The organism is Tenacibaculum crassostreae, from assembly GCF_964512405.1.
GTDB lineage: Bacteria > Bacteroidota > Bacteroidia > Flavobacteriales > Flavobacteriaceae > Polaribacter > Polaribacter crassostreae.
The window spans coordinates 359,844-381,798 of record NZ_CAZELE010000003.1 but is presented as its reverse complement, the minus strand read 5'-3'; the positions used below and the strand labels follow the sequence as shown (position 1 = coordinate 381,798).

The 21,955-nt window shown below is 31.9% G+C and carries 26 protein-coding genes; 3 read left to right on the top strand and 23 right to left on the bottom strand.

The window, feature by feature from the left end; genetic code table 11:
- Window positions 1–218 precede the first annotated feature (218 nt).
- Window positions 219–506, bottom strand: coding sequence for a hypothetical protein (locus tag ACKTST_RS04035; RefSeq protein ID WP_348718426.1), 288 nt, complete (start codon window positions 504–506; stop codon window positions 219–221).
- Between the two features lie 219 nt (window positions 507–725).
- Between ACKTST_RS04035 and ACKTST_RS04030 the strand changes: the two genes are divergently transcribed.
- Window positions 726–1,328, top strand: coding sequence for an N-acetylmuramoyl-L-alanine amidase family protein (locus ACKTST_RS04030; protein WP_348718425.1), 603 nt, complete (start codon window positions 726–728; stop codon window positions 1,326–1,328).
- Window positions 1,329–1,416: 88 nt separating this feature from the next.
- On the opposite strand, the gene ACKTST_RS04025 is transcribed toward ACKTST_RS04030, so the two are convergent.
- The 7 genes from ACKTST_RS04025 to ACKTST_RS03995 all read right to left on the bottom strand — a co-directional run bounded on the left by ACKTST_RS04025 (window position 1,417) and on the right by ACKTST_RS03995 (window position 9,851).
- A complete protein-coding gene (locus tag ACKTST_RS04025; protein WP_408046459.1) occupies window positions 1,417–2,646 on the bottom strand; it encodes an ApeA N-terminal domain 1-containing protein in 1,230 nt (409 codons plus the stop codon).
- A 109-nt stretch (window positions 2,647–2,755) separates the two neighbouring features.
- A complete protein-coding gene (locus ACKTST_RS04020) occupies window positions 2,756–3,466 on the bottom strand; it encodes a hypothetical protein (RefSeq protein WP_348718422.1) in 711 nt (236 codons plus the stop codon).
- A gap of 10 nt (window positions 3,467–3,476) precedes the next feature.
- Window positions 3,477–5,474, bottom strand: a complete 1,998-nt coding sequence (locus ACKTST_RS04015) for an ATP-binding protein (RefSeq protein WP_408046458.1) — start codon at window positions 5,472–5,474, stop codon at window positions 3,477–3,479.
- 147 nt (window positions 5,475–5,621) lie between these two features.
- Window positions 5,622–6,353, bottom strand: coding sequence for a hypothetical protein (locus tag ACKTST_RS04010; RefSeq protein ID WP_348718420.1), 732 nt, complete (start codon window positions 6,351–6,353; stop codon window positions 5,622–5,624).
- Entirely contained in the window at window positions 6,325–7,437 is a 1,113-nt protein-coding gene (locus ACKTST_RS04005) for an AHH domain-containing protein (protein WP_348718419.1), read from the bottom strand. The genes ACKTST_RS04010 and ACKTST_RS04005 overlap by 29 nt, the downstream gene beginning before the upstream one ends.
- A gap of 9 nt (window positions 7,438–7,446) precedes the next feature.
- Window positions 7,447–8,520: a hypothetical protein gene (locus ACKTST_RS04000; RefSeq protein ID WP_348718417.1), complete on the bottom strand. Its 1,074-nt coding sequence runs from the start codon at window positions 8,518–8,520 to the stop codon at window positions 7,447–7,449.
- Window positions 8,520–9,851 carry a hypothetical protein gene (locus ACKTST_RS03995; RefSeq protein ID WP_348718415.1) on the bottom strand — a complete coding sequence of 444 codons (1,332 nt, stop codon included), beginning with the start codon at window positions 9,849–9,851 and terminating at the stop codon, window positions 8,520–8,522. The genes ACKTST_RS04000 and ACKTST_RS03995 overlap by 1 nt, the downstream gene beginning before the upstream one ends.
- A gap of 384 nt (window positions 9,852–10,235) precedes the next feature.
- On the opposite strand from ACKTST_RS03995, the gene ACKTST_RS03990 reads away from it, so the two are divergent.
- Both ACKTST_RS03990 and ACKTST_RS03985 read left to right on the top strand, forming a co-directional pair.
- On the top strand, window positions 10,236–10,466 hold the full coding sequence (locus tag ACKTST_RS03990; RefSeq protein WP_348718414.1) for a helix-turn-helix domain-containing protein: 231 nt from the start codon (window positions 10,236–10,238) through the stop codon (window positions 10,464–10,466).
- Window positions 10,467–10,608: 142 nt separating this feature from the next.
- Window positions 10,609–10,878 carry an exodeoxyribonuclease X C-terminal domain-containing protein gene (locus tag ACKTST_RS03985; protein WP_348718413.1) on the top strand — a complete coding sequence of 90 codons (270 nt, stop codon included), beginning with the start codon at window positions 10,609–10,611 and terminating at the stop codon, window positions 10,876–10,878.
- Here ACKTST_RS03985 and ACKTST_RS03980 read toward each other — a convergent pair.
- The 15 genes from ACKTST_RS03980 to ACKTST_RS03910 all read right to left on the bottom strand — a co-directional run bounded on the left by ACKTST_RS03980 (window position 10,875) and on the right by ACKTST_RS03910 (window position 21,709).
- The gene (locus ACKTST_RS03980; RefSeq protein WP_348718412.1) at window positions 10,875–11,255 is read right to left on the bottom strand and encodes a GNAT family N-acetyltransferase; all 381 of its coding nucleotides are present in this window, start codon (window positions 11,253–11,255) and stop codon (window positions 10,875–10,877) included. The genes ACKTST_RS03985 and ACKTST_RS03980 overlap by 4 nt on opposite strands.
- A gap of 70 nt (window positions 11,256–11,325) precedes the next feature.
- Complete coding sequence (locus ACKTST_RS03975; RefSeq protein WP_348718411.1) at window positions 11,326–11,988, bottom strand: ATPase; 663 nt, start codon at window positions 11,986–11,988, stop codon at window positions 11,326–11,328.
- The gene (locus ACKTST_RS03970; RefSeq protein ID WP_348718409.1) at window positions 11,985–12,524 is read right to left on the bottom strand and encodes a hypothetical protein; all 540 of its coding nucleotides are present in this window, start codon (window positions 12,522–12,524) and stop codon (window positions 11,985–11,987) included. Before ACKTST_RS03970 ends, ACKTST_RS03975 begins: the two co-directional genes overlap by 4 nt.
- A gap of 5 nt (window positions 12,525–12,529) precedes the next feature.
- The gene (locus tag ACKTST_RS03965; RefSeq protein ID WP_348718407.1) at window positions 12,530–12,808 is read right to left on the bottom strand and encodes a helix-turn-helix domain-containing protein; all 279 of its coding nucleotides are present in this window, start codon (window positions 12,806–12,808) and stop codon (window positions 12,530–12,532) included.
- Window positions 12,809–13,074: 266 nt separating this feature from the next.
- Window positions 13,075–13,914, bottom strand: a complete 840-nt coding sequence (locus ACKTST_RS03960; RefSeq protein ID WP_348718406.1) for an RteC domain-containing protein — start codon at window positions 13,912–13,914, stop codon at window positions 13,075–13,077.
- A 247-nt stretch (window positions 13,915–14,161) separates the two neighbouring features.
- Entirely contained in the window at window positions 14,162–15,076 is a 915-nt protein-coding gene (locus tag ACKTST_RS03955) for a LuxR C-terminal-related transcriptional regulator (RefSeq protein WP_408046457.1), read from the bottom strand.
- A 6-nt stretch (window positions 15,077–15,082) separates the two neighbouring features.
- Window positions 15,083–15,580, bottom strand: a complete 498-nt coding sequence (locus tag ACKTST_RS03950; protein ID WP_348718404.1) for an asparaginase domain-containing protein — start codon at window positions 15,578–15,580, stop codon at window positions 15,083–15,085.
- Window positions 15,581–15,691: 111 nt separating this feature from the next.
- Window positions 15,692–17,131 carry a type IV secretory system conjugative DNA transfer family protein gene (locus ACKTST_RS03945; protein WP_348718403.1) on the bottom strand — a complete coding sequence of 480 codons (1,440 nt, stop codon included), beginning with the start codon at window positions 17,129–17,131 and terminating at the stop codon, window positions 15,692–15,694.
- Entirely contained in the window at window positions 17,128–18,162 is a 1,035-nt protein-coding gene (gene mobB / locus ACKTST_RS03940) for a MobB family relaxase (RefSeq protein ID WP_348718401.1), read from the bottom strand. The genes ACKTST_RS03945 and mobB overlap by 4 nt, the downstream gene beginning before the upstream one ends.
- Entirely contained in the window at window positions 18,128–18,703 is a 576-nt protein-coding gene (locus ACKTST_RS03935; protein ID WP_348718400.1) for a BfmA/BtgA family mobilization protein, read from the bottom strand. The genes mobB and ACKTST_RS03935 overlap by 35 nt, the downstream gene beginning before the upstream one ends.
- Before the next feature lie 391 nt (window positions 18,704–19,094).
- A complete protein-coding gene (locus ACKTST_RS03930; RefSeq protein WP_348718399.1) occupies window positions 19,095–19,292 on the bottom strand; it encodes a hypothetical protein in 198 nt (65 codons plus the stop codon).
- Between the two features lie 16 nt (window positions 19,293–19,308).
- Window positions 19,309–19,758 (bottom strand): JAB domain-containing protein, encoded by a 450-nt coding sequence (locus tag ACKTST_RS03925; RefSeq protein ID WP_348718398.1) that lies wholly within the window; start codon window positions 19,756–19,758, stop codon window positions 19,309–19,311.
- A gap of 73 nt (window positions 19,759–19,831) precedes the next feature.
- Window positions 19,832–20,170 carry a single-stranded DNA-binding protein gene (locus ACKTST_RS03920; protein ID WP_348718397.1) on the bottom strand — a complete coding sequence of 113 codons (339 nt, stop codon included), beginning with the start codon at window positions 20,168–20,170 and terminating at the stop codon, window positions 19,832–19,834.
- Window positions 20,171–20,666: 496 nt separating this feature from the next.
- Window positions 20,667–21,221, bottom strand: coding sequence for a hypothetical protein (locus ACKTST_RS03915; protein WP_348718396.1), 555 nt, complete (start codon window positions 21,219–21,221; stop codon window positions 20,667–20,669).
- Window positions 21,222–21,295: 74 nt separating this feature from the next.
- Window positions 21,296–21,709: a hypothetical protein gene (locus ACKTST_RS03910; RefSeq protein ID WP_348718394.1), complete on the bottom strand. Its 414-nt coding sequence runs from the start codon at window positions 21,707–21,709 to the stop codon at window positions 21,296–21,298.
- Between the last annotated feature and the right edge of the window lie 246 nt (window positions 21,710–21,955).

Genomic DNA, 21,955 nt, shown 5'->3' with positions numbered 1-21,955 from the left:
GTGTAGCAATGCAGGGTGCTTGGTAAGATGTGTCAGTACTATATAAAGCGTTGCATTTAACACGAACACCGAAATGATCACTGCAAAACTGAACGAAAAGATGATGAACAATAATGACCCTATTACAGAGATCATCATGATGGCGAACAATGAAATGGGTAATCCCATTATCATTGCACGCTTTCGTATGTTTTTATAGACTTCGTAACGTTTCATACTTACACTACGATTCCTATTAAATATGTAAAAATACCTACCACTGCTCCAGCTATAAGTACAAAAACCAATACACGCGTAATCCCTTTTTTAAGGTCAGCATTTTCTCCAAAGAAATGCCCTGCATTAAACAGGAAACCAACTAAAAAGATAACACCCAATAGAATTGGAAATATGGAACGAATGGTGTCCGAAATATCGTCTACCGAATCTTCAATACCACCAATTTGTGCAAAAATGGTGTTTGAAATTAGAAGCAAAAGTGTCGTGAGATACAGTGATTTTTTCATAATGAAATAGATTTAAAATTTACTTGATTTTACTTTTGGAAAATTACTGTATATTGTACTTCAAATTATTAATAATCAGATATTTGTGAATAAAATAAATATTGATTTTGATTGTGTTTTTTTGATGTGAATTGGCATCAAATTGTATGAGAAATTGAAGCGACTATGTTGATAACTGAAAAACTTTTAAGACGTCGAAAACTGAAAAACGTCGTTTTTGTGATTCTACTACTAAAAATGTGTTTGTTTTTTGGTCAGAAAAAAGTGGTTGTGATTGATGTTGGACATGGTGGAAATGACACTGGTGCCATTGGTATAAACGATATAAAAGAAAAGGATGTGGTTTTAGAAATTGCCAAGCAAATTATTCAGCTTAACAAAACTGTTTTACGCAATGAGCTCGATATCTATTTAACCAGATATACTGACACCTTAATTTCTTTGGGTGATAGAACCCATTTGGCTAAAGCTTTAGATGCTGATGTGTTCGTATCATTACACTGCAATGCTTCGCCAGTTGTATCAAAAGGTATTGAAGTTTATGTACACCGTTCAGATAGAGAACATACCAAAGCCTCAATTGGTTTAGGATTGTCAATTTTAAATGAAACCACAGAAAAGTTGGGTTTTAAGAAGAGAGGCGTCAAGTTTGCCAATTTTCAGGTATTGCGTGAAGCCGAAAATCATCCTGCTGTTCTTATAGAAATGGGATTTATGACAAATGCTGATGAAGCCGACTACCTTAATAAACCAAAAAACATAAGAGCGATGGCGCTCTCCGTACTAATGGGAATTATAAATTATTTAAAACTGGAACTATGAAGGATTTTTTTGTTCAAATAGTCAAAATTTTAAAGAAAGTACTTTACAAAATATTCATGGGACTTTTTAAAATATAAGAACACATTCGCTAAAGAAGTGGATTACTCCCCAATATTTCATTCGTTCTTTTCATATCAACAAAAACACTATTACCATGAAGTATATATTTATCTAATAAATCTTTACTAACCTTTATTTGAGATAATAAAAGGTAAGCGATAACGAAATCAAAAAGAAAACTTATATACAACAAATCAAACTCTGAAAAAACATCTCTATTTCCTGTGTTACTATGAATATGAAAATCTCGTGAACGTACTACTTTACTTGGAAACTTTTCCCATTCTTCATCACAAATCTTGCCTATCTTCTTGAATATATCTTCATGTCCTAGAATTTGTTTTTTTAAATTGGTCTTCAAGTCATCTGTAAAAAGTTTACAATAAGCCTCAAATGTTGCTATACTATTTGTGAATCTTTTGTTATGACTAGGTTGATTGCCAATGAAATTTTCCATGAGTTTATCTAGGCAAAACTGAAAGTCCTTATTTGAATATGTAGCATTCAGTATTTTAGATAATTGAGTTTTTACTTTTTCATAATCTGTGTGCACAAATGTTGTAGTAGATTTGGATAATTTTTTATCGTTATAGTATAGTTGCTTCCAATACCCACACCCCATACACTTAAAACTAAACTTGCTAAACTTAGATGATTGTCCAAAAACTAATTGAAGTACTTTTTGAAATTGGTCATACAACTCTATTGCTGATAAAACGGTCACTGCCTCTTCTAATTCAAATTTTATTGAACCTTGATTAGATATATTGAGCTCAGTTCTTTTTACCGTATGATATTTCAAATAATGCGCAATTTTAATCTGAAGATTTTCATTTGTGATAGTATAGGAATCGTTAAATTCTTTCTTAATTAACTTCTCATCTATAGTGTCATACCAAGGTGAAAAATTCACCCATTTGACAATCGCTTCATTCACCACAAAAAATTCTTTGAATTTAAGATTTATTGCATCCACTATATGTGAATCACTTACAAATGAATACTTGGGTCTGTATATTCTAGTTTGAGTAATCCCAGATGAAGAATATTTTATTCTACAGTCTATAAATGTTAAGTGCCCTAAACCCGTAAAAGCTCCAAGAATTTGAGATTCTTTGTAAGCTTTCTTTGGTGTATGTAAATTAGTTTCTAAAACAAGATCATCATCTATAAAAGACATAACACAGAACTGCTTATGTTGTTCTTGATTTACGAACCAAACTTCACCATAGTATTTTTTATCTTTTTTTAAATCCACATAAAATCTGTTTATAATTATTATGATTTAATAAATATCGTTTTTTAGCAATGTGTCAATAAAAAAGTTAATGAATTGTCATCAGCCTAGAAACTCCAATATAAAGTGATTAAGCAATCCTCATATAAGCATCTGGCATATAATTGTATATATATACTCTATCAAAATTAGATTCAAGCTTATCAAAATCTGAATGCTCAAAATCATGTGTTGACGCTTTTGTGCCAAAATCTGAAACTAAAAGCAACCAATTTTCATCATATTCTTCAGGGTACTTCTTAATATTCTTTTCTTTTTTTGATATAATAGTTTGTAACCATTCAATATTAACCCTCTCTACTAAATATGCTCCAAAATGTTGCCAATTTTCAAATTTTCTAGTATTTGAAATAGAAAAACTATCAATTAAGTTTGAAACTTTAGAATCTAAAAATTTTGATGAAATATCAAACTCAAAATTCTTATTATTTAAATAAATTGTTTCTACCAACTTAAAAACTTCTATAGAGTATTCCATTTCAGCTTTTAGTCCCGACTTAAGTTTTATATTATTAAAGGTCATTAATACATACAACTCATCATCATATTTTTCCCTAAACAATTTTAGAGCATTATTGATAATTTTTTCTCTATAAGATTCTAATTGTTTTAGTTTAGGGTTTATTAACCTAGTGTGTTCTAAAGATACTTTAAGACCATCAATATCCAATATAAAATCAGGTGTTTCAAAGTCTATTATATTCGATACTCGTAACTTTAATTCAGAATTAGAAATAAATTTTATTAATTGATGTCTTTCAATTTCTTTCTTTTTATCCAATCCTTAATTTTTAATTAATTATGCTTTCCGTTAGGTTAGAAGATAGCTTCTTATCAAAATTTACCCCTTTGAGTTTTAACTCTTCTATTACAGAGTCTTTAAACTCTAGCTTATCTACCAAGTTCCTGTGTCTATGATTGTATTGCCTGAACAAATCGTCCCAAGTCATTGCATAAATTTCGTAGTTGTTAATTGATTGAACCAGAAAACGCTTTCCTTTGTTTTTTTGATTTTCATACAATCCTTTGATAAAACCATCAACCTGTTTGCCTACTAGAATAAATTTCCAATGTCTTAACTGGCTATTAAATTGAGTTTCATTCACAATAAAGTTAAGATAATCTTCTATTTGTCGATATTGCTCTTTACCAATTGTAACTGAAGGCCTTTTTAATTCAATAATTATATTCTCTTCAATTATATCATCATTAGAGTTAGGGTCTGGAATACTTGATTTACGACATATAAAAATATCCGGTCTTCTTAACTTTTCTTTACGATTTAATTCACTAATCTTTGGTTGCTTGTTATTGTTAATCTCAAGGAACTGCAAATAATTATTGAGAACAGTTTCAAAATTCACATCTGCCGATACCAAGTGATACTTTTCTCCAAATAACCAATAATTGTTTTCAATAACTTTTTGAATATGATTAATTTCATCAGTGAATTTTTCCAAATCAAACACTAGAACTTTTAAGGTTTCAACGGCTATATGTCTATTTTCAAGAAGCTTAACCAAACTCATTATATGAGTGAACTTTGTTCTATTTAGAGTTTCAGCGAGTTCAGTTCTTTCATCATCAGTGAGATTAACAATACCATCGATTATTGTCAATATTTTATCCCGCTCTTCTGAATCAAGAAGTAAATTCAAGAAACCAACTAATGTTCGGCTTTGAGTTTTATTCAGCTTGTGAAAAATCTTTGGTTCAGCACAATAAAGCTCTTTAACGACATTTTCTAAATCATTCTTACGCAATTGCTCATAACTCGTATTTTTAAATGAAGGAAAAACATTATCGTTTCTATATTTAATTATTAAATCTTCAGCTTTATTTTCCTTTATATATTCTTTCTCTTTTTGAGAAATAAATTCTTTTAAGTGAGAAACAAGAAGCTTAAATGTACTATCAAGTTGATTTTTATCAAAAGAAGGAGAATCATTCTTTGTGGGTAAAAAGTCATTAAAATAAGCTGACTCTACATAAACAGAATGATGAAAATCTATCGCTCCGTTATTAAAAGAGGTGTGAACCCGATGCTTTTCTATTTTATCACTATTTAGAAAATAATTAAAGTACTTGTCTCCAATTTTTTTACTCCAACGGACATAAGAAACTTTAAATTTATCATCAATAATCGTTGCTTCAAAATTTTGAGAATCAGCAATGATTCTATTATAATCAATTCTATTTCCGTTAACTATAATTTTGTAATCTCGTTCTTTATTAAGATGCAAAAACCAACCAAACTCACTTGCTAAAAAATCAAAAAACGCCTCATTTTCTAATTGATCTCCATATAGATCAAAAAACGTATCAAATGTAACGACTGTACCTGTGTCCTTTTTAACAACCTTCTTTTCTTGGGTTATACCATAATTCTGACTGTCCTCCTTACTAATGACTATACCGTATTGAAAATTTTTACCTTCCTTTTCAAATACAGTATCCCATTTGGCTTCATTCGCAAAAGTTGTAAATGAATATCTACCTTTTCCTTTTTTACCTTTAATAAATCCAGTCTTAGAAAAAGTAAACATCTTTTGAGAATCTTGAAATTTTCCAAACGTATTTTCTAATTCGGATAAATCAATACCTGTTCCATTATCAGAAATTGATAAGCTATTGAGATAGCCTATTTCATTAGAATCGTAATCTATTTTTATTGTAGTAGCTCGGGCGTCAAAACCGTTCCACACATATTCAGCAATGGCTTTATATCCACTCGGTAAGCCACTCTGTTCGATGCTTTTTGATGTTATTTTAGAGGTAAACTTTTTCATGAAATGTAAAGGTAATAAAATGATCTTGTTCATTTAAATTTTATTATCCTTTATCCATAGCCCTTTTTCCAATAATAGAAATGCCTTGTTTTATTAGGATTGTAAAACTATAGATATACTATAATAAGTTTGTTTCTACTAACTGAATCAATCAAAAACCAGAACAGGACCATTTTTGATAACAAGACTAGTAATACTTCTAAACTTAAAATATTGAACCAACCTATCTGAAAAGAATATAGAACCGGTTTGAAGACTTATAATATCTCTTTTTGCATAGTGTTTATCTAAGGCAATTTTCGCCCATCTGTAGAATAAATTCTCTTCGCTATAATCCTTAAATTCTTGATAGTTTTTGAAAGATAGATATCTTCTGTCAACCTCATCAATCAATGCGTCTTCTTCAGGAAAAATAGCAGATTTAGAGAATACGATCTCAGAAGTAGGAATCATCGGAATAAATAACAAATAATAATTCTGTTCTGTTCCTGTAATGTGAACCTTTCTAATTTTGTAGTCTTCTTCAGATACTTCAAGTTCTTTTAAACATTCTAAGAACTTTTCACTAATGATATATTTATAACCATTAAAATGAGGTGTAAACACCACCAAGTCAGTTTCTTTAGCACTTTTTAAAAAAGACGCACTCAAGTGTTCAATTTCTAAATTCGCTACTTGCTCTTGTTCGTTTACGAAATTGGGATTATAACTTAGTAGAACGTTATTTATGTCTTTGAAATTATCATTTTTACGCAATTCTTTTTCGGAAAATTCTAGTTGATAAACACCGTTTTTAACTCCGATTACTTTCGGCTCTGGATTATGTGATATTTGTTTGTAAGAGTGCATTCTAATTATTGAGTTTTCTAAAATAGTCATTTAATTTTATTCCGCTATCGTACGCCTGATTTAACTGTTTATTCAAGTTTTTTTGTAAGCCTCTAATGGCTTTTTTACTTAAGCTCCCTTCATTAATAAGTCTTTCAATTTGATTCCCTACATACTTATTGTATTGTGGATGATTCCCATGAAAAGGTGTGGGTAACTTCTTTAAATTCCAAACTGAATTTATTTCCATAAATGGAGCTAATATCGCTTTATGTTTCTTCCAAATTGCTTTAGGAATTATATGGTGTTTTTGAATTTTCACCAACTTAGCAGCTCTCGCTATTTGGGTAACACTCTGTTTAACGGGGCCTCCAATTAACTCCAGTGCTCCCCCACCTCCTAGTTGTAAATCGGACTCCCTCTTTACATCAGGAGTATTAAATAAATAATCGGCGATATTAGATATATTAAACTCCGAGTAGCTATTTTGCTCGTTATAAAAATCCGTATAAGCATCTGCAATGTCATCACTCACATAATTAATTACATTAGCCTCGAATGACTTTCCTCCAATAGTTACAGTAGTTGTTTTATCATTGATTTCATTAGCGAAAAACTTGGCTTTTGTAAAATCAGTATCACTAACTTTAATAGTTTTATTTATACCATCGTTTACCTCAACGGTCTCTCCAGTATTAATGTTTTCATAAATCGTTTCCGGAGCCAACCCGGTTGGATCTATAAAAAATATCGGATTGTTATTTGTGAAGTTATAGGGTGACATATCCGGAAATTCTTCACTTAAAGGATCAGGAGTCATCCAACGACTCACAATCTCTGGTTTTAAATCAGCCTCTGAAACACCCAAGTTTTCAGTTATAATGACACCTGTTATTTGCTTAGATTTTAGGTTATATGTAAAGCTCCCTATTTGAACGAGAGTGTCAGGAAAAGCTTCACGATATTTGCCTTTACTTAACGTGGCAATTTTTGGTTTATACCCCAAATGTCTAAAAGGGTTTACCTCATTGATATAGCGTTGTCCTCTTTCTTCTTTTGTTTCATTGTTTTGCTCCGTTTGGGCATACGCTCCAAAAAGTGCAAATACAAAAAGGATGGTTAATAGTTTTTTCATAGTTTAATTTTACTTTTTTAGGGTCATGATTTTTTTGTTTAAATATTTTTCTTTCTCCTCTTTTAGAGATACTAACCAATCGAGATACATTCTCTTAGGCATTTGGCGATATCCAAGTTCATGTATATTTCTAACTTGAGTATTTAGATTTACCCAAGCTATCTTACCTTTTGGGTCATCTATAATTTCATTAATTGTTTTATGCTTGCTCTTCACATATGCTTGAAGTTGCCTCTTCTCAGTTTCTAATTTTAACAACAGTGCATTGATGTAGTTTGGATAATATTGAAGTGCTTTCTCTAAACATCTAAGAATGAACGCTCCATTATTATCGGGATATTTCCTATGATATCCTTGAGCCAGGTCTACTAACAATAAAGCAAGGCTTTCCTTATCGTTTAAAGCCTTCATATAAAGTCCATTTCGTATTCCATCTAAATGGACATAGCCACTGGCCATTATCCAAGCATCAATTGGAAAATAGCCACTAGTCAATTCTGTGTTATACCATCCGTCTTTTTCGTTACGATGCTTGATATAAATATGGTTTGGTGCTAATGCTAAATGTGCTTTCACTCCAATTTCTTCCGCTAAGATTTTATACAAATATGGTAGAGAATGACAATTTCCTTTGTTCTCAATGAGTAGTTTAGAAACAAACATTTTTCTCCAATCTTTTTCGCCCCATATATCTTCAAAATCGTATCCATAAGGTTGATACTCGTACTGTCCTCCTTTCATATAGATTGGTATGGTGTCTTTCATAACACTGTATAAAGACGCGTATTTCAAAACAGCTTCTTTGTCTTTATGATTATAGTTAAGTAGTTTTCTGGATTTTACAATATTCTCAATTAACTTCGTTAATCCTTGAATCTCCATGTTGAGATATAGGGTGTCTAATTCTCCTTCCATATAAGCATTCTCCACTGCGAAAACAGCTTCCTTAAAACTGTATTTCTCTTTTGCATCGTGCATACTTACTATTTTTAAAAATGCATCTTCGTGCAAATGGTCTTGCCCGACCGCTATTTTTGGTAAGAAAACTGTTACCAAAAATGAGATTGCCAGAAATCTATTCATTAGTCCTTGATTATTGGTGCTTTATTTAATCCTTTATACTTTTCCTGATCTTGTTTTTCTTTTTCTTTGTTTAATGATTCTAACCAAGCTTCATATCGTTCTTTTGGCATTTCTTGAAAGCCTAATTCTTTAAGTTTCATATCCTGTAGTGCAAGCTCTTTGTACATTTCTAGTGCCTTCGGATGTCTAGACAATTCTTTAGGGTTTTTAGCTCGTAATTGTTGTGCTACGAAAGTCATTCTAGCCAATTTCATATTAAAATTATGAATGTTAGGGTTGATACCATTTGGATCAAGCTCCAGGGCACTATTAACGACCGTTTGCACAAATTCATCACGTCCGAACTTACTGATATAACCCGACGCCAAATCATCCAGCAGAAGGGACATCAATTGTCTTTTGGTTCTAGCAGTCATATAATTACCATTCCGTATGGTTTCAGCTTTTATAAACCCCGAATCGAACATCATCATATCGCTCATAATTGCCCCACTGGTCAATTCAGCGTTATGCCATTCCCCCTGACCATCCTTAAAACGGATGAATGAGTGATTCGGGGCTAAAGCCAAATAGCTATTCGCTTCTAATTCTTCAGCCAATATCAGATAGAGTCGAGGCATTGAATTGCATTGTCCTTTGCCTGTATATAGCAATTTAGAAACGAACATATTGTTCCAATTTTCTTTTCCCATATAATCATTAAAATCATATGTATATGGTAGATGCGTTCTTCCATCAACCGTAAGTGTGTCAGAAATAAATTGGTAAATACTTAAGTTTTTGGAAAGATTGCTTTTCGGGTCTAGTTCTTGATTTTGCATTGCTTTTCTTATAAATCCCGAAATATTGGATATTGTTTTATTGAACCTTGCACTGTCTAGCTTATTATCATAAAAGGCATTCTCTACTATAAATGTCGCATCCTTTATTGAGAAGTTATCCGGGTTCATTTGTTTAAGCTTCTTATAGGCTTCGTGATAATAAGATGTTCTCACATCTTTGCTAAAAGAAGGTAAGCTATATTGAACACGGCTTTTATTTATTTCAGCTGTATAATCTTTTATAAGTTGCTCTTGCTGAGCGACTCTTCTGAGGTCTTCTTGATAGTGGTTATGTTGTTGCTGATACCTAAGTGCATCGTTTGGTTGTAAGGTGTATAACTGTCTAGGCGGATGTGGGTTTGTAACGATATGTGGGTTTTTAGCCACATGTCCAAATTTGAATGGCTTAGGTACTCCAGGTACAATATATCCAACTGATTGAGCCATTGTAGTCATACTAATAATGAGCAACCCAACCGAGAAACCTCTAAGTAATATTTTCTTTTTCATTCTCGACAATTTAATTATAAGAGAAATAGCACGATAAGGGAAAAAACCTTGTTTTCTATAAGGAAAATCCTTCTTGTTAATTCAAATACATTTTTGCCTGTAATACCTTAAGGGGTTTACAAGTCTGCTATAATAATTAGAAAATTTACTCTCTCTTATAAAGAGTATTTAGGGAAAATATAAGACGTACTTGATTTAACAGTGTGCTATTTCTCGTTTAATCTTTTTGCTATTAAATGTTAAAATCCTTTTGCTTCATCTTATTAGTTCTAAATCTTCAAAGGTCTTTTTAACTGTCTTATAAGACAAAGTTATAAAAAAAATTCAATTCACGTCATATATGACGTAATTTATTTATCTTATTTTAAGGAGGTTTATATCATAATGAGCGACGATATAAACCAAACAAGGAGAAAAGCCATTGGCAATCGAATAAAAGAGCTAAGAAAAAAAGCTGGATACTCTAGCTATGAGACTTTTGCAACTGACAATGGAATGCCTCGAAAGAATTATTGGCGTGTAGAAAATGGAAATAACTTCACCATTAATACGCTCTTACGCTTATCTGAAATTCACAAAATTACCCTTGAAGAATTTTTTAAGGGTATAGACTAAATTTTCCTTAGAAGAGAAAAGCAAGCATTAGGTCACTTCAATTTAACGTATCTCAAGAAAGAAAATCAAGGCATAATTTTTGCATTAATTTGATTAAAGAAATGCCTATCTGATGCGAATTATAATGATTTTCTTTATTAAAATGTTTCAATATTTTCTAGGAGCAATCTTCTGGAAAATATTCAACTGGAATTCGCCTAAAAGAGAAAATTATTCTAAACGAAAAAGAACTATTAGTTTACCAAAGGATGGAATCATACGATTTAGCTTTGGGAAATATAGAGGTCAGCCCGTAAAAAAAATCTGGAACTCAAATAGACAATATATTGATTGGTTAAGAGAGAACGTCGATATGACCAAATATCCTAATGAGGAGTTTATGATTGAATTGCTTTTTAATGCTGAAGCTTAAACAAGATTTTTCGAAATTTCTGCGAATATCATTCCTTTATCTTTAAGACTGATTTCATATTCTGATTTCTTATAAAATTTGACTACATCCTTAGGATTTGAATAGTCCTTATTTTTTGTTATGTCTCCAATTATTTGCTTAAAATTTTCATTCTTTGCCCACTCTTCAAATTTAGATAAAACGAAACGACCTAATCCTTTTTTCCTTTTTTCTTCATCAACTTGGAAATGTGTAATCTTTAATATGCTACTATAAGGAAAACTAAAAAAAACAAGTTTAAAACCTTTATTATCAGACTTATCTATACCAGAACATTTTTGAGCTTTATTATCAAAGTTAACTTCAAAATTGCGTCCTTTAAAAACAAATGATTCCATACTAAAACAAAATTTATGTTTGTCATTGTTAAATTTAATAAAAAGTATAACCAAAATGAAAATATGATTATCATTTCCTCTTATCCCTACTTCCCTTATCAAACCCAATTAAATTAAATAGCTCACGCATTCGAGAGCGTACCCGATTACCATATCGTTCTTCTAATTCTTGAGCATTGAGGTTGGTTGTTCCGTGTGTTTTAATACGATGATTTACAAACAGTTCGTAACGTGATAGCAGTACTTCACCAATCACATTACAGTCTTTTCCAAAGAATCTACCCGTAGGCTCAACACCTAAATCGTCAAAGCAATAAAAACGACTATCTCCATACTGTTGAATGGTAGTATAACCAATATGATTAAACGCAAATGTGACGTTGCGAGTTGGAATCATTTCATAAGCTTTGTAATGCGGCGTGATGTAGCGGATGAGTTTCATCAAGCTAGTTTTTCCACAGCCTACAGGTCCAGAAAGTAAAATACCTTTTTTCAGGTCAACTCCTAATTTCTTGCACGTATGATAATCTCTGATTTGATAGTTGCACAGTTTGTAGAGTATGTTTCTATCCTCTATGTAAATCTTGAATTTATCTCCAAACAACAACTTTCCTTTAGCATCTAGATACTCCAAAATCTTATCGAAATCATACAAGATTTGATTGCCTTTTAATTTACCAAGTTCGTAGTGTTTGTTAGCTTCAAAAATGATATGTGGTGTTCGGTGATTCATAAAGGTTCGTTGTAATCTTTATCTGTGGTTGTCTTTAAGTTGTCCTGATATGGGACGGTTGCTTTATGTTTTTCGCCGTTTTCAAAATCCTTGGAATTTGAATTTTTAAAATCTCGCTGTTTGTTTTTATTTTTATTGTTTTCTATAGTTTGTATATGTTTGTTTATAGGTACCTGTGCTTGTCCACTGCTTGTCTTAATATTGGTACGGCTTTGGTACAGAACTTGTCCATTACTTGTCCCAAAATCGAACATCTTGATTCTGCTTCCTTTGAATGGGTTATGTGATGGTGTGTAGAGAATATATTTCCAGTGCGTAAGCTCCTTGATGCATCGATGATAGGTAGATTTTGAACCTATCTTTGAAAAATCCATGACCTCTTCGCGATTGATGTAAAATTCTTCGCGAAAGAAATTATTATTCCAAATCTGGAACAGTGCTACATACAAACTGATATGCGTTGGATTCAATCGATTGTCTTTGGAAAATTGCTCAAATACACTATTTAAGTGTTTGATATAATTGATATTTTCCAAAATATTTAGAATTTATTATGAACTCGGTTCTTCTCTAAGACATTCATTATTTCCTGATAATCATAATATAATACGCCTCCAACTTTGGTGTAGGGTATTGTTCCATTGATTCTAAGGTTCTGTAATGTTCCTGGTGAAATACCTAAAAGTTCTCTAACTTCTGGTGACTTTAACCATTTTTTAGTTGGATTTCCATTATGCTGGTTGAATAGTTGTTTAATCTCTTCTAAGAGTTCCATCTTGAACTCATAGAGATCTTCTGTAGTGATGATTGTTGCGCCCATAATAAAACGATTTAAAAAATAAAGCTGTCAAGGTTATCCATTTTTAAATGACAGCTTTACCCCGATTTAATTTTCGTTCTACAAAGTTGATGCAGTTTGTTTAAATTACATCAGAGTCTAATCCGAGTTCGGTTAATTTTTGAAGTCAAAAAATTTGTTATTGTTTAAACCAAATTGGTTTACCTATTGCCTAAACTTAAGAGTATTTAAATCGCATCTATTATTAAAATTAAAGCTTCAGAGTCCAACCCGAGTTCGGAAAACATTTATAGATCCAAACCATCTTCATCATCCATTTTTTGCAATAGGCTTTCACTAATTTCATCGAAAAATTTAACTCTAGAACTCTTTCGAGATTTAATCTCATTATAAGTACGTGAATGATTCCCTTTGGAAACACCAAGAAAAGCACCAAGCTCCTCGATGACCTTTTTAATATCGGTTGCTCCATTGTTTAACGCTCCAATGGTCTTTAAGCCATAAGTAAGTTCAACGAATGCGGCATAGCTCCCTGTCCATACTAAACTTGAATTATGTTTCATACTTGAAATTCGCTTGCCATTTCTTAAACTAACAAGTTTCTTATTAAGATACTTTACCATCAGCGTATAGGCTCTTAACTGCGCTAAGTTAACATCCTTTGGAGTGTTAAAATCTACATCCTCAATGATGAAGCTAGAACTAATCACTGGAAATTCATCGTTAAACTTTCTTGTGAAGTAATATTCATCAAAATGAATGAGCTGAGATTCTATATATTGCCCAAAATCAAAATTTTTGGAAAAGAAATTTTGGTACCGCAATAGTTGTTCTTCTATGAACTTTTTCTTTTTTCTCCTGGAGCTTTTAGGAAAGTTCTTCTCAATTCTAAAAACCTCTTTATAATATATCAATCTAGACAAAGGAACTTGTTTTATTTCCTTAAAGAATACTATTTCATCTTTTTTAGATTCAAATCCATTTGTAATTATTTCTCGACGGTATTTGGTCAATAATTTTCTACACAATAAAATACTTATATGAGATTGTTTGAGAATCGCAGGCGTAGATTTTTGGACTTTTTCCAAATCTTTAAGAAGATCTTGTGCGAGCAGCTTAAATTCCATACGCCTCCATTATTATCCAGTTTCCAAACTGCAAATAGAGGTGCTTCTAAAAGAAAGAAGCAAGGTTTATCACGAAAGTCCTTTCCCAATATTCATAAGGAAACCATTCATATTGTTACTATTAAATTTCAAAATACAATGCTTAGGGTTTATATCTTAAAAATACCCATATTATGGAGATACCTCGTAATAAAAAAGGCGTATATACGTACGGATTAAGACGTATTTTCGTACGTTTTTTGTTAAATTAATGTTTTATTTTAAACCTTTTTAAAAATGCGCTTCTATTCTTTACTCCGGTTTTTTTAAAAATGTTCGAGGCGTGCTTAGACACTGTTCTTTCTGCAATAAAGAAATCATCACCAATTTGTTTATAGGTTTTTCTACTTAAAATTGATACTGCAATTTCCATTTCTCTTCTGGTTAGTTTTTGATAAATAAGTTTGGATTCCAAAAGATTTTGTTTGTTCTCTCCATAAAACTTGAATACTTCAAACATTTTATTCTTGTTTTCTAAAAAGTACAAGTAACGATCAACTTCGATTGCTGTAATAGCATAAAAAGACAAGTTCATCACTGAAAAGGTAAGCCATTGATAATCTCCTATGACTGTCATAAGTGGTAACAAAGAAATACAAAAAGCACTCAAAAGAGATAGTCTACTTCTTCTCAAAGCAAACTTATTTGATTTTGGAATCTTCATTATTTTATCATAGAAAGCCCATGAAAAATAAAAGGCCAATAAAATTGTTGGCATGGTGAATATAATTCTTGCAATATTTATCGAATCAGTTAAAAAATAAGGCAAGAGAAACAAGCAAACAAAGGCTAGAAAAAGTATGACTGAAATATTGGTTACAGACAAGTAAATCTTGAGTATCAAAATATCATATTCCTCATATAGATAATAAATAATATAGATAATGAGAATAATGGCGACACTATATGTAATAATATATTGAATGATTAGCGGTCCTGGAAAACCTTCCATTGGCAAAAATCCTCCCGTTGCGTTATACGCTACAAAAAGTAAACCTAAAGTAATGTAGGTTCTTAAGTTAGTGTTTTTAAAGCGCGCAGATTGAAACAAACAAAAAACAACAATAAATATATCTATTAGCAAATAGAAAAAAGTTGTCCAATGTATTGAAGTTCCAAACATTACTATTTACATACTTAAAAGGGTTTCAAACTTATTCTTTTCAATATTCTTTCGCACATTTTCCCAATTAAAAACACTTTGATGCATAGCGATAAATACACCTGTTTTCTGTTCCTTAAATTGTGAAATTGCAAATTTTAGATTAGAGTCGGCATCAGTATTCTCTTCAGTCCCAAGAATAAAAGCTCCAGTAAGAATGATTGTTTTGTTAAGATTTAACCTTCCCAAATACCTTGCTGTTTCAACCATGGTATAGGTGCCATGCGTAATAAGAATCTTATTATTCTCAATGGTTTTGATTCTTCTAACTAAGGTCTTCAGGTCTTCTTCAGAAATGAATCGGCTATCTTTTGAAAACAAGGGTATAACCTCATAAGAAGTATCTGATTCTATTCTTGAAAGCAAATCCTTAATTGACACCCCAACTGTTAGAGGTTGAGATAATTCATTTGAATAATCCAAACCTTCAATTGTTCCTCCTGTGGTAATAATTGATACTTTCATGTGGCAATCTTTTTGGGAATATGACTAAAGACATTTAACTGAAAAATCCGTAGAGTTATTGTATTTACTCCAGTCTACTAAATTTACGAATTATATTTTTGCATATCAAGATCAAGTGCCAAAACGAGTATGTATGTCACGGTAAATTTTGCTATAATTGATATCAATATCTCTATCAAACTTAGTACTTAAGGTTGGCGTCTCCTTTCTAATATTTGGCAGCTGAAATCGAACTTGTTTGTCCTTCCCATCTGCAAATGCTATAAACTCCCCCTGTCTTAATCGAAAAAAAATTTCAGCTCTTCGCTTCGGAACTTCTTTTTCTCCTTTTGTTATTCTAGCTTCCCACGAAAGACCTGTACCTTTACTAATGCTCCTCGTTGGATTTTTTACAATTTCAAAAAACCGTTCATAGTATTTTGCTGTATCTGGATCATTTACTTTCCCAAAGAACTGATACGATAAATTACTCAGAATAGCTTTACTCGCTTTATCACCATAAAGCATATCGTTTTGAATTTTGTCTTGCATTACATAAATAGTGGCAATGTCATAACTGCGAAGTGTTGCAGGAATGCGATGCATGTTTAAGAGTTTTATGGTAGATGCTTCTTCCATTAATACAAATGAAGTTTCTCTATTTCGAATACTCATTTGCTTAACAACTGTATGCATTATCGTTGCAATGATTGGAGAATATGCAGATTCATATTGAGGGTTGTTCACTATTGAAATTACCGCCTTATTTCCAGAATTATTAATATCAAGTGGTACCTCATCAGCGGAAAGAGCCATAAATATTTTTTTTGAACTTATTTTTTTAAAGGCATTAGCTAAAGTACTTTTTACCCCTGCCGTTTGCTTTTCAGATTCTATTCCATTGATAAAAGCACTCGCCAAAGCTTTTGACGTAAAATCCGAGCTTAAAAAGGTGACCAATTTCTTAGTACTCATAGATTGAAACAATGCAATTAAATGTGGCAAAGTACAAAGTTCAGGATATACCGTTTTTAACTTCCATATTAAACCGCTTAACAGCCCTTCTACTGCGTCAGCGAAAAACTTGGAACTACCATTGATATCCGATATATTTTGCTCCAACAAATTTTCTATCAACACCTTGGAAACCTCATTTACACTTTCTTCATTTGGCAGGTATCTTGGAGCTATTGGATTCACCTTGTAATGAATTTTATCAAATGAAATCGTATAGAAGTCAATATCATTACCTTTAAAAAGTGGATAGGCAATTTCCGTAAGTTCAAAATCCTTGTAATCATGAATAATTCCGCAAAAATTATATTTGGCGAAATGCTGTAATAAATTATAAACGACACTTTCTGTTTTGCCACTTCCAGCCGAACCAATAATGGAAACACCACGTCTGATATTGTCAATCTTAAATCTTCCTTGTTTTAATTTAAAGTGAACCTGATACTTTTTATCAATCTTTGATTTTCCTTCTGAAAACAGATACACATAGGCAATCATTCCTAGTATCAAAACTGGAATTACAATATATAAAATGATATGTGCTAGTGTCCAACTCATATACCAATAGAACTTGATTGAATACCTCTATCAATGGTTTGCTTTAGCTTTTTGAAAAATTTATATGCTAATTGTGCTTTATTGGTTGGAATGTTCATCAACGGAACTTTTACACCTGCATTACCCAACAACTTAAACGCCACAGCTTTTTGATGGGTTGACAATCCCATAATACTGGCAAAATATTTATCAGGATTTTTTATGAACTGCTTTCGTGCCTTATACGTTTCTACATAATTCCGCTTGTAATTAAATTGTTTGTCAAAGACCTCTTCGGCTTTCTTGAAAAATTCATTTCTGTTAAAACCTCGTTTTACATTTTTGCCATGCATTTTAGTCTCAGAAGCTATATACTTACTTCCAGGAGAAAGACTGTATGTATTACTCATATCCTTTCGGCTCACGATAATATGAACATGAGCTTGTGAACCTTCCTTTTGCATGCCTCTAACAATACGTTTTCCGTTTTGCTGATGTGGTGCTTCCTTTTCGAGTTTGACTATTTTTTTTTGTAGAGATTTTATATTACCTCTTAATTTTCCTTCTTCAATTTTTCTAATCTCATTTTTTAGTTCAAGGATTTTCGTTGCAAACGATTGATTTTCGATAATGACTTTATCAGTTCCTTTATAGGTGCGTTCGTGTTCAATTTTAGCATAGTACTTTATATCATCTACATTCACAGCTCGTCCGTTTATTTCTCTATTAAAATTCTTTGCATATTCTTTCATCAACTCTCTTGTATAGGCTTTTAAATCTTCAGAATTGCTTTGTAAATGCTTCAACTCTCTTGGACTTGGATTTACCGTGATGGAATAGAATTTTGGTTCATGCTTTTTAAGTTTTGCTTTGTTACCATCAATCTCGCGAATGACTTCTTTCGCAGAAACTCCCTCTCCATATTGGTTAAAGAAATGTTCCTGTTCTTCTATAGGTTTTCCTTCGTTTTCCTTTTCGAGATAGTTTACAAAATCTGCAGAACCTTGTGCAAAATTCTCACCTATTTTCTGTGCTGTTATCGTTACGTACATCTTCTAATTTCTGTTTTATTGTTTCATATTCTTCTTTCGTTATTTCTAGTCTTAAATAGCTATTTCCAAAGCTTCCTTTTGCATACTTCACTTTGCTCATTACTTTCTCCAAATCATTATGAGTTATATTGAATTGCTCTTTTATTCTGAAATAGTTATCTCTGTAATACGTAAGCTCTTCATTTTCTGAAATAAGTTCTGTTGAGCCAAAATCAAATTCCTCTTCTTCTACATCTGTTGAAGCTTGTTCAAATAGTTGCTGTAACATTGCTGTGGTGGGTTTAGTTTGGCTCTTTTCAATGTCTCGGATAATGGCAATAACAGCATTGAAACGCTTTTGCATTTGATGCTTTAAACTGGAAACCGTTTCGCCTAATCGTTCATTTGGTGACACCTCATTGATTTCAAAAAAGTCAAGCATGGCAAGTAAAGTCATCGATTGTGATTTACAAAACCGCTTACAAAATCTTCTAAACTTTTTCACCACTGAAGCTTTTATACTTAAGTTCTTAAACTGTTCATTTTCGTACCCTTTATCCATTTTTTCGTTAAAAATTCCTTGATTTTATTGGGTTTGAAGCGTTTTTCCGTGAAAAACAACTTCAGTATCAATTTTTAATATTCATCAAAACCCCTAATTTTAAAGGGATTGTAAAGCAAATAGACTATGTAACATCGCGTGAGCGTGTTACCCTCTTGCTTCTCCTTTTCGTCACGCTCGCGTGACAAAAATCCGAACAAGCTAACCCAATGGCTAGTTGCTTTTACTATTTAGATATTGGAAAAAATGGTTGTCTTTAGATTTCAGAAAACGAAATTGACAACTGTATTTTGATGCAGGATTATAGTGTTATAAATATACAAATTGAAACCTTATAAAATCAAAAAAGACTCGACATTTAATGTGAGCCTTTTTATTGTTTTTTAGGTGATTATAGGTTGAAAATATAATTATAATTGTATAAATTTCGCATCGCTTCTTCATCTAATAGTATTTCGTAGTCTATATGATGTTTTTGAGCGTATTGTTTCAATTGTTCACCGAAAGCATTTTCTACATCTTGTTTGGATGTAGCAATTAATTTATTTTGAGTTTCGGCATCGAGGTTTGTAAAATTCAGATACACCATAATTCAAAGGTTTAAATTATAACAAACCGCTATCAGCAAAGCTATAATATGCTCCATTGGGAACAACTATTAAATGGTCCAAAACCTTAACATCGAAGTAATTTCCTGCTTTAACTATCTTACGAGTAAGATGCTTATCTGCTTCACTTGGAATTAATTTACCGCTTGGATGATTGTGAGCTAAAATAACAGCCACAGAAAGTGATTTTAATATAACGGCATATAGTACACGTAGATCTACCAATGTGCCTGTAATACCACCTTGGGAAAGTTCATAAATTCCTTTTACTTTATTTGAGTTATTTAAAAGTAACACCTTAAAAGTTTCTTTTAAACTAATCGTGTCTTTATCCCAATTTTCATATAGTAACTTTCCTGCTACCAATGAACTTGTTATAGTTGGAGCCTTAGAAATTGCTTGTTTTTCTTTGTAACTCACAATGATTTCGTTAACTTTATTCTTCATTGTTATTCTATTTAGTTTGATAATGAAAAAAGAGGGTGTCTCTGTCGAAAGTTGCACCCTCTTTACTTTTTAATTAATTATTGTTACCCATTAGTAAGATTTCAGAAACCACTACTTCGGTAACATAGCGTTTTACACCCTCTTTGTCCTCGTAAGAACGTGAGGTTAATTTTCCCTCAACAGCAATCTCTTTGCCTTTATTTACATACTTTTCTATGATGTCCGCAGTCTTACCCCAAGCAACAATATTGTGCCAGTTAGTATCTGTCTGCTTTTCACCATTACTGTTTTTGTAATTCTCATTGGTTGCTAATGATAAACGAACTACTTTTTTACCACTTTCAAGAGTTGTGATGGTTGGTTCTTGCCCAACGTTTCCGATTAACTGTACTTTGTTTTTTAATGTACTCATGATATAAAAATTTAAGATTAATATTTCCCTTTAGATTTTAAACTGAATTAAATTTTAAGGGGTGTTTGTTTGATTTCTCTCGTGCGTAGCACAATAGTTGAAGTGGGTTTTGTCAAGACTTTTAGAAGATAAAATCAGGTGTGTTTGCGACGTAGTAAATTCCTTGGAATTTCAAGGAAGTAGATACCTTATTTTTTTCTAAAACTTGCATGGTCTTGACAAGTTCCATAGGGTATTAGCAATTCTTTTAAATGCAGTTGTGTTAGAGCGTACAGAAAGTTAAGCGAGATAAGCAACTGTGTTTAAATTAGAAATGCTTATAGCATTCCTGTTTTTCGCTGTCCCGAAAAACAAGCAAAGGCTTCATCTATTAGAAACCCCTTAAAATGTGTGAGGAAAGCGTATGGTTTTTAAGAATTATTGAGGAAAGTTAGAGAAGGCTTTCTCAATAATTCTGTAAAGAAAAATTATACGATTGACTTTCCGATTAAAAAATCTAATCTTTAAGATGAAACAGTCCCTTTTGCTTAACCTTTTTCTCTTTAGGAGTTGCTTTTTTATTATTCTTTAAAGATACTTTCAATGCTTCACGTCTCTTGTTATAAATCCATATTCTCAAATTTGTTAAAAGTGATTCTTCATATTGAGAAAGCTCACTCGGTGCAATATCATTCATTGCTTCAACCATCGACTTCTTTTTAAATGATTTGGCATATTGAAGTCCGCACCAAGTATAAATTCTTGTCCATTCAGATGACATAGGTGCTTCTAATGTCCTTGGCATCATATAAGCTACAACCTCAGTTATCGAAGCCATGTCTTCTTTTAACATTAAGGACATCATGCGTGCCATTGAGATATTATTCAGTATGTCTTTTGGTACGGTATCTTTCCATGCCGATTTAAAAACAATGATTGGACTGGTAAGGCAATCCATCATATCGAAAACCGAATCTGAAACCAATTTCTTATTCGGCTTTATATTCACTTTTGGGTTTGAAATTGGTTTACAATCGAAACCAAAATCAAGTTGTAATTTAGAATGACTCATGGTTATAGTATTTTAATTAAAAAACAAAGCCCACTCTTGCGAGTAGGCTTTACTTTTAAAAGGTTAGACATATTTTACAGTTCAAATTGCACAATCTGTTCTTCAATTTCAGATTTACGTTGTTCCAAGGTTGTTTGTAAATGAGAAGTAACCAATTTTATAAGATTTGAGTTGGTTGTTTTGAACTCCAAATTGTGAGAGTCTCTTAAATGAAAAGCACATGAACCATCTTGATTGTAATTAAATTTGGTGAGCTCGTTTAATGTCTGTGTCAATCGTTCACGTTGAGTTGCTAATCCTCTTAACTTCTCAAATTTTTGGATTCGATCATCTAAATTGACTACAGGTTTTTCAGTAATCGCTTTCTTTTCTGGCACAACTGTTTCTCCAACAGCTTCTTTGGTCAACTTGTCTTGAACTTCTTTTTTGACTTTCGCAGTCGTCTTTCTTGTAGTTCTTACTCCGTTTTGCTTTGCTTTTGTTTCCATTATTTTAAAATTTAGATTAAACAATATTTGAGCAAGCACCAAACGAAAGTAAAATCTCAGCTCAAAAGGAAACGGAATAAACAAGTAGAGGAATAAGCGATAGCTTTATGCCGTAGTCTTTTGATGGGAGTATTTTACGAGTTTAAATTGCAGGAATATTGGATATAAATATATTATACAAATAAAAAAAGAGGCTATAATTAGCCTCTCTATACACTTTAAAACAAAACTTAATTACTTCATTTC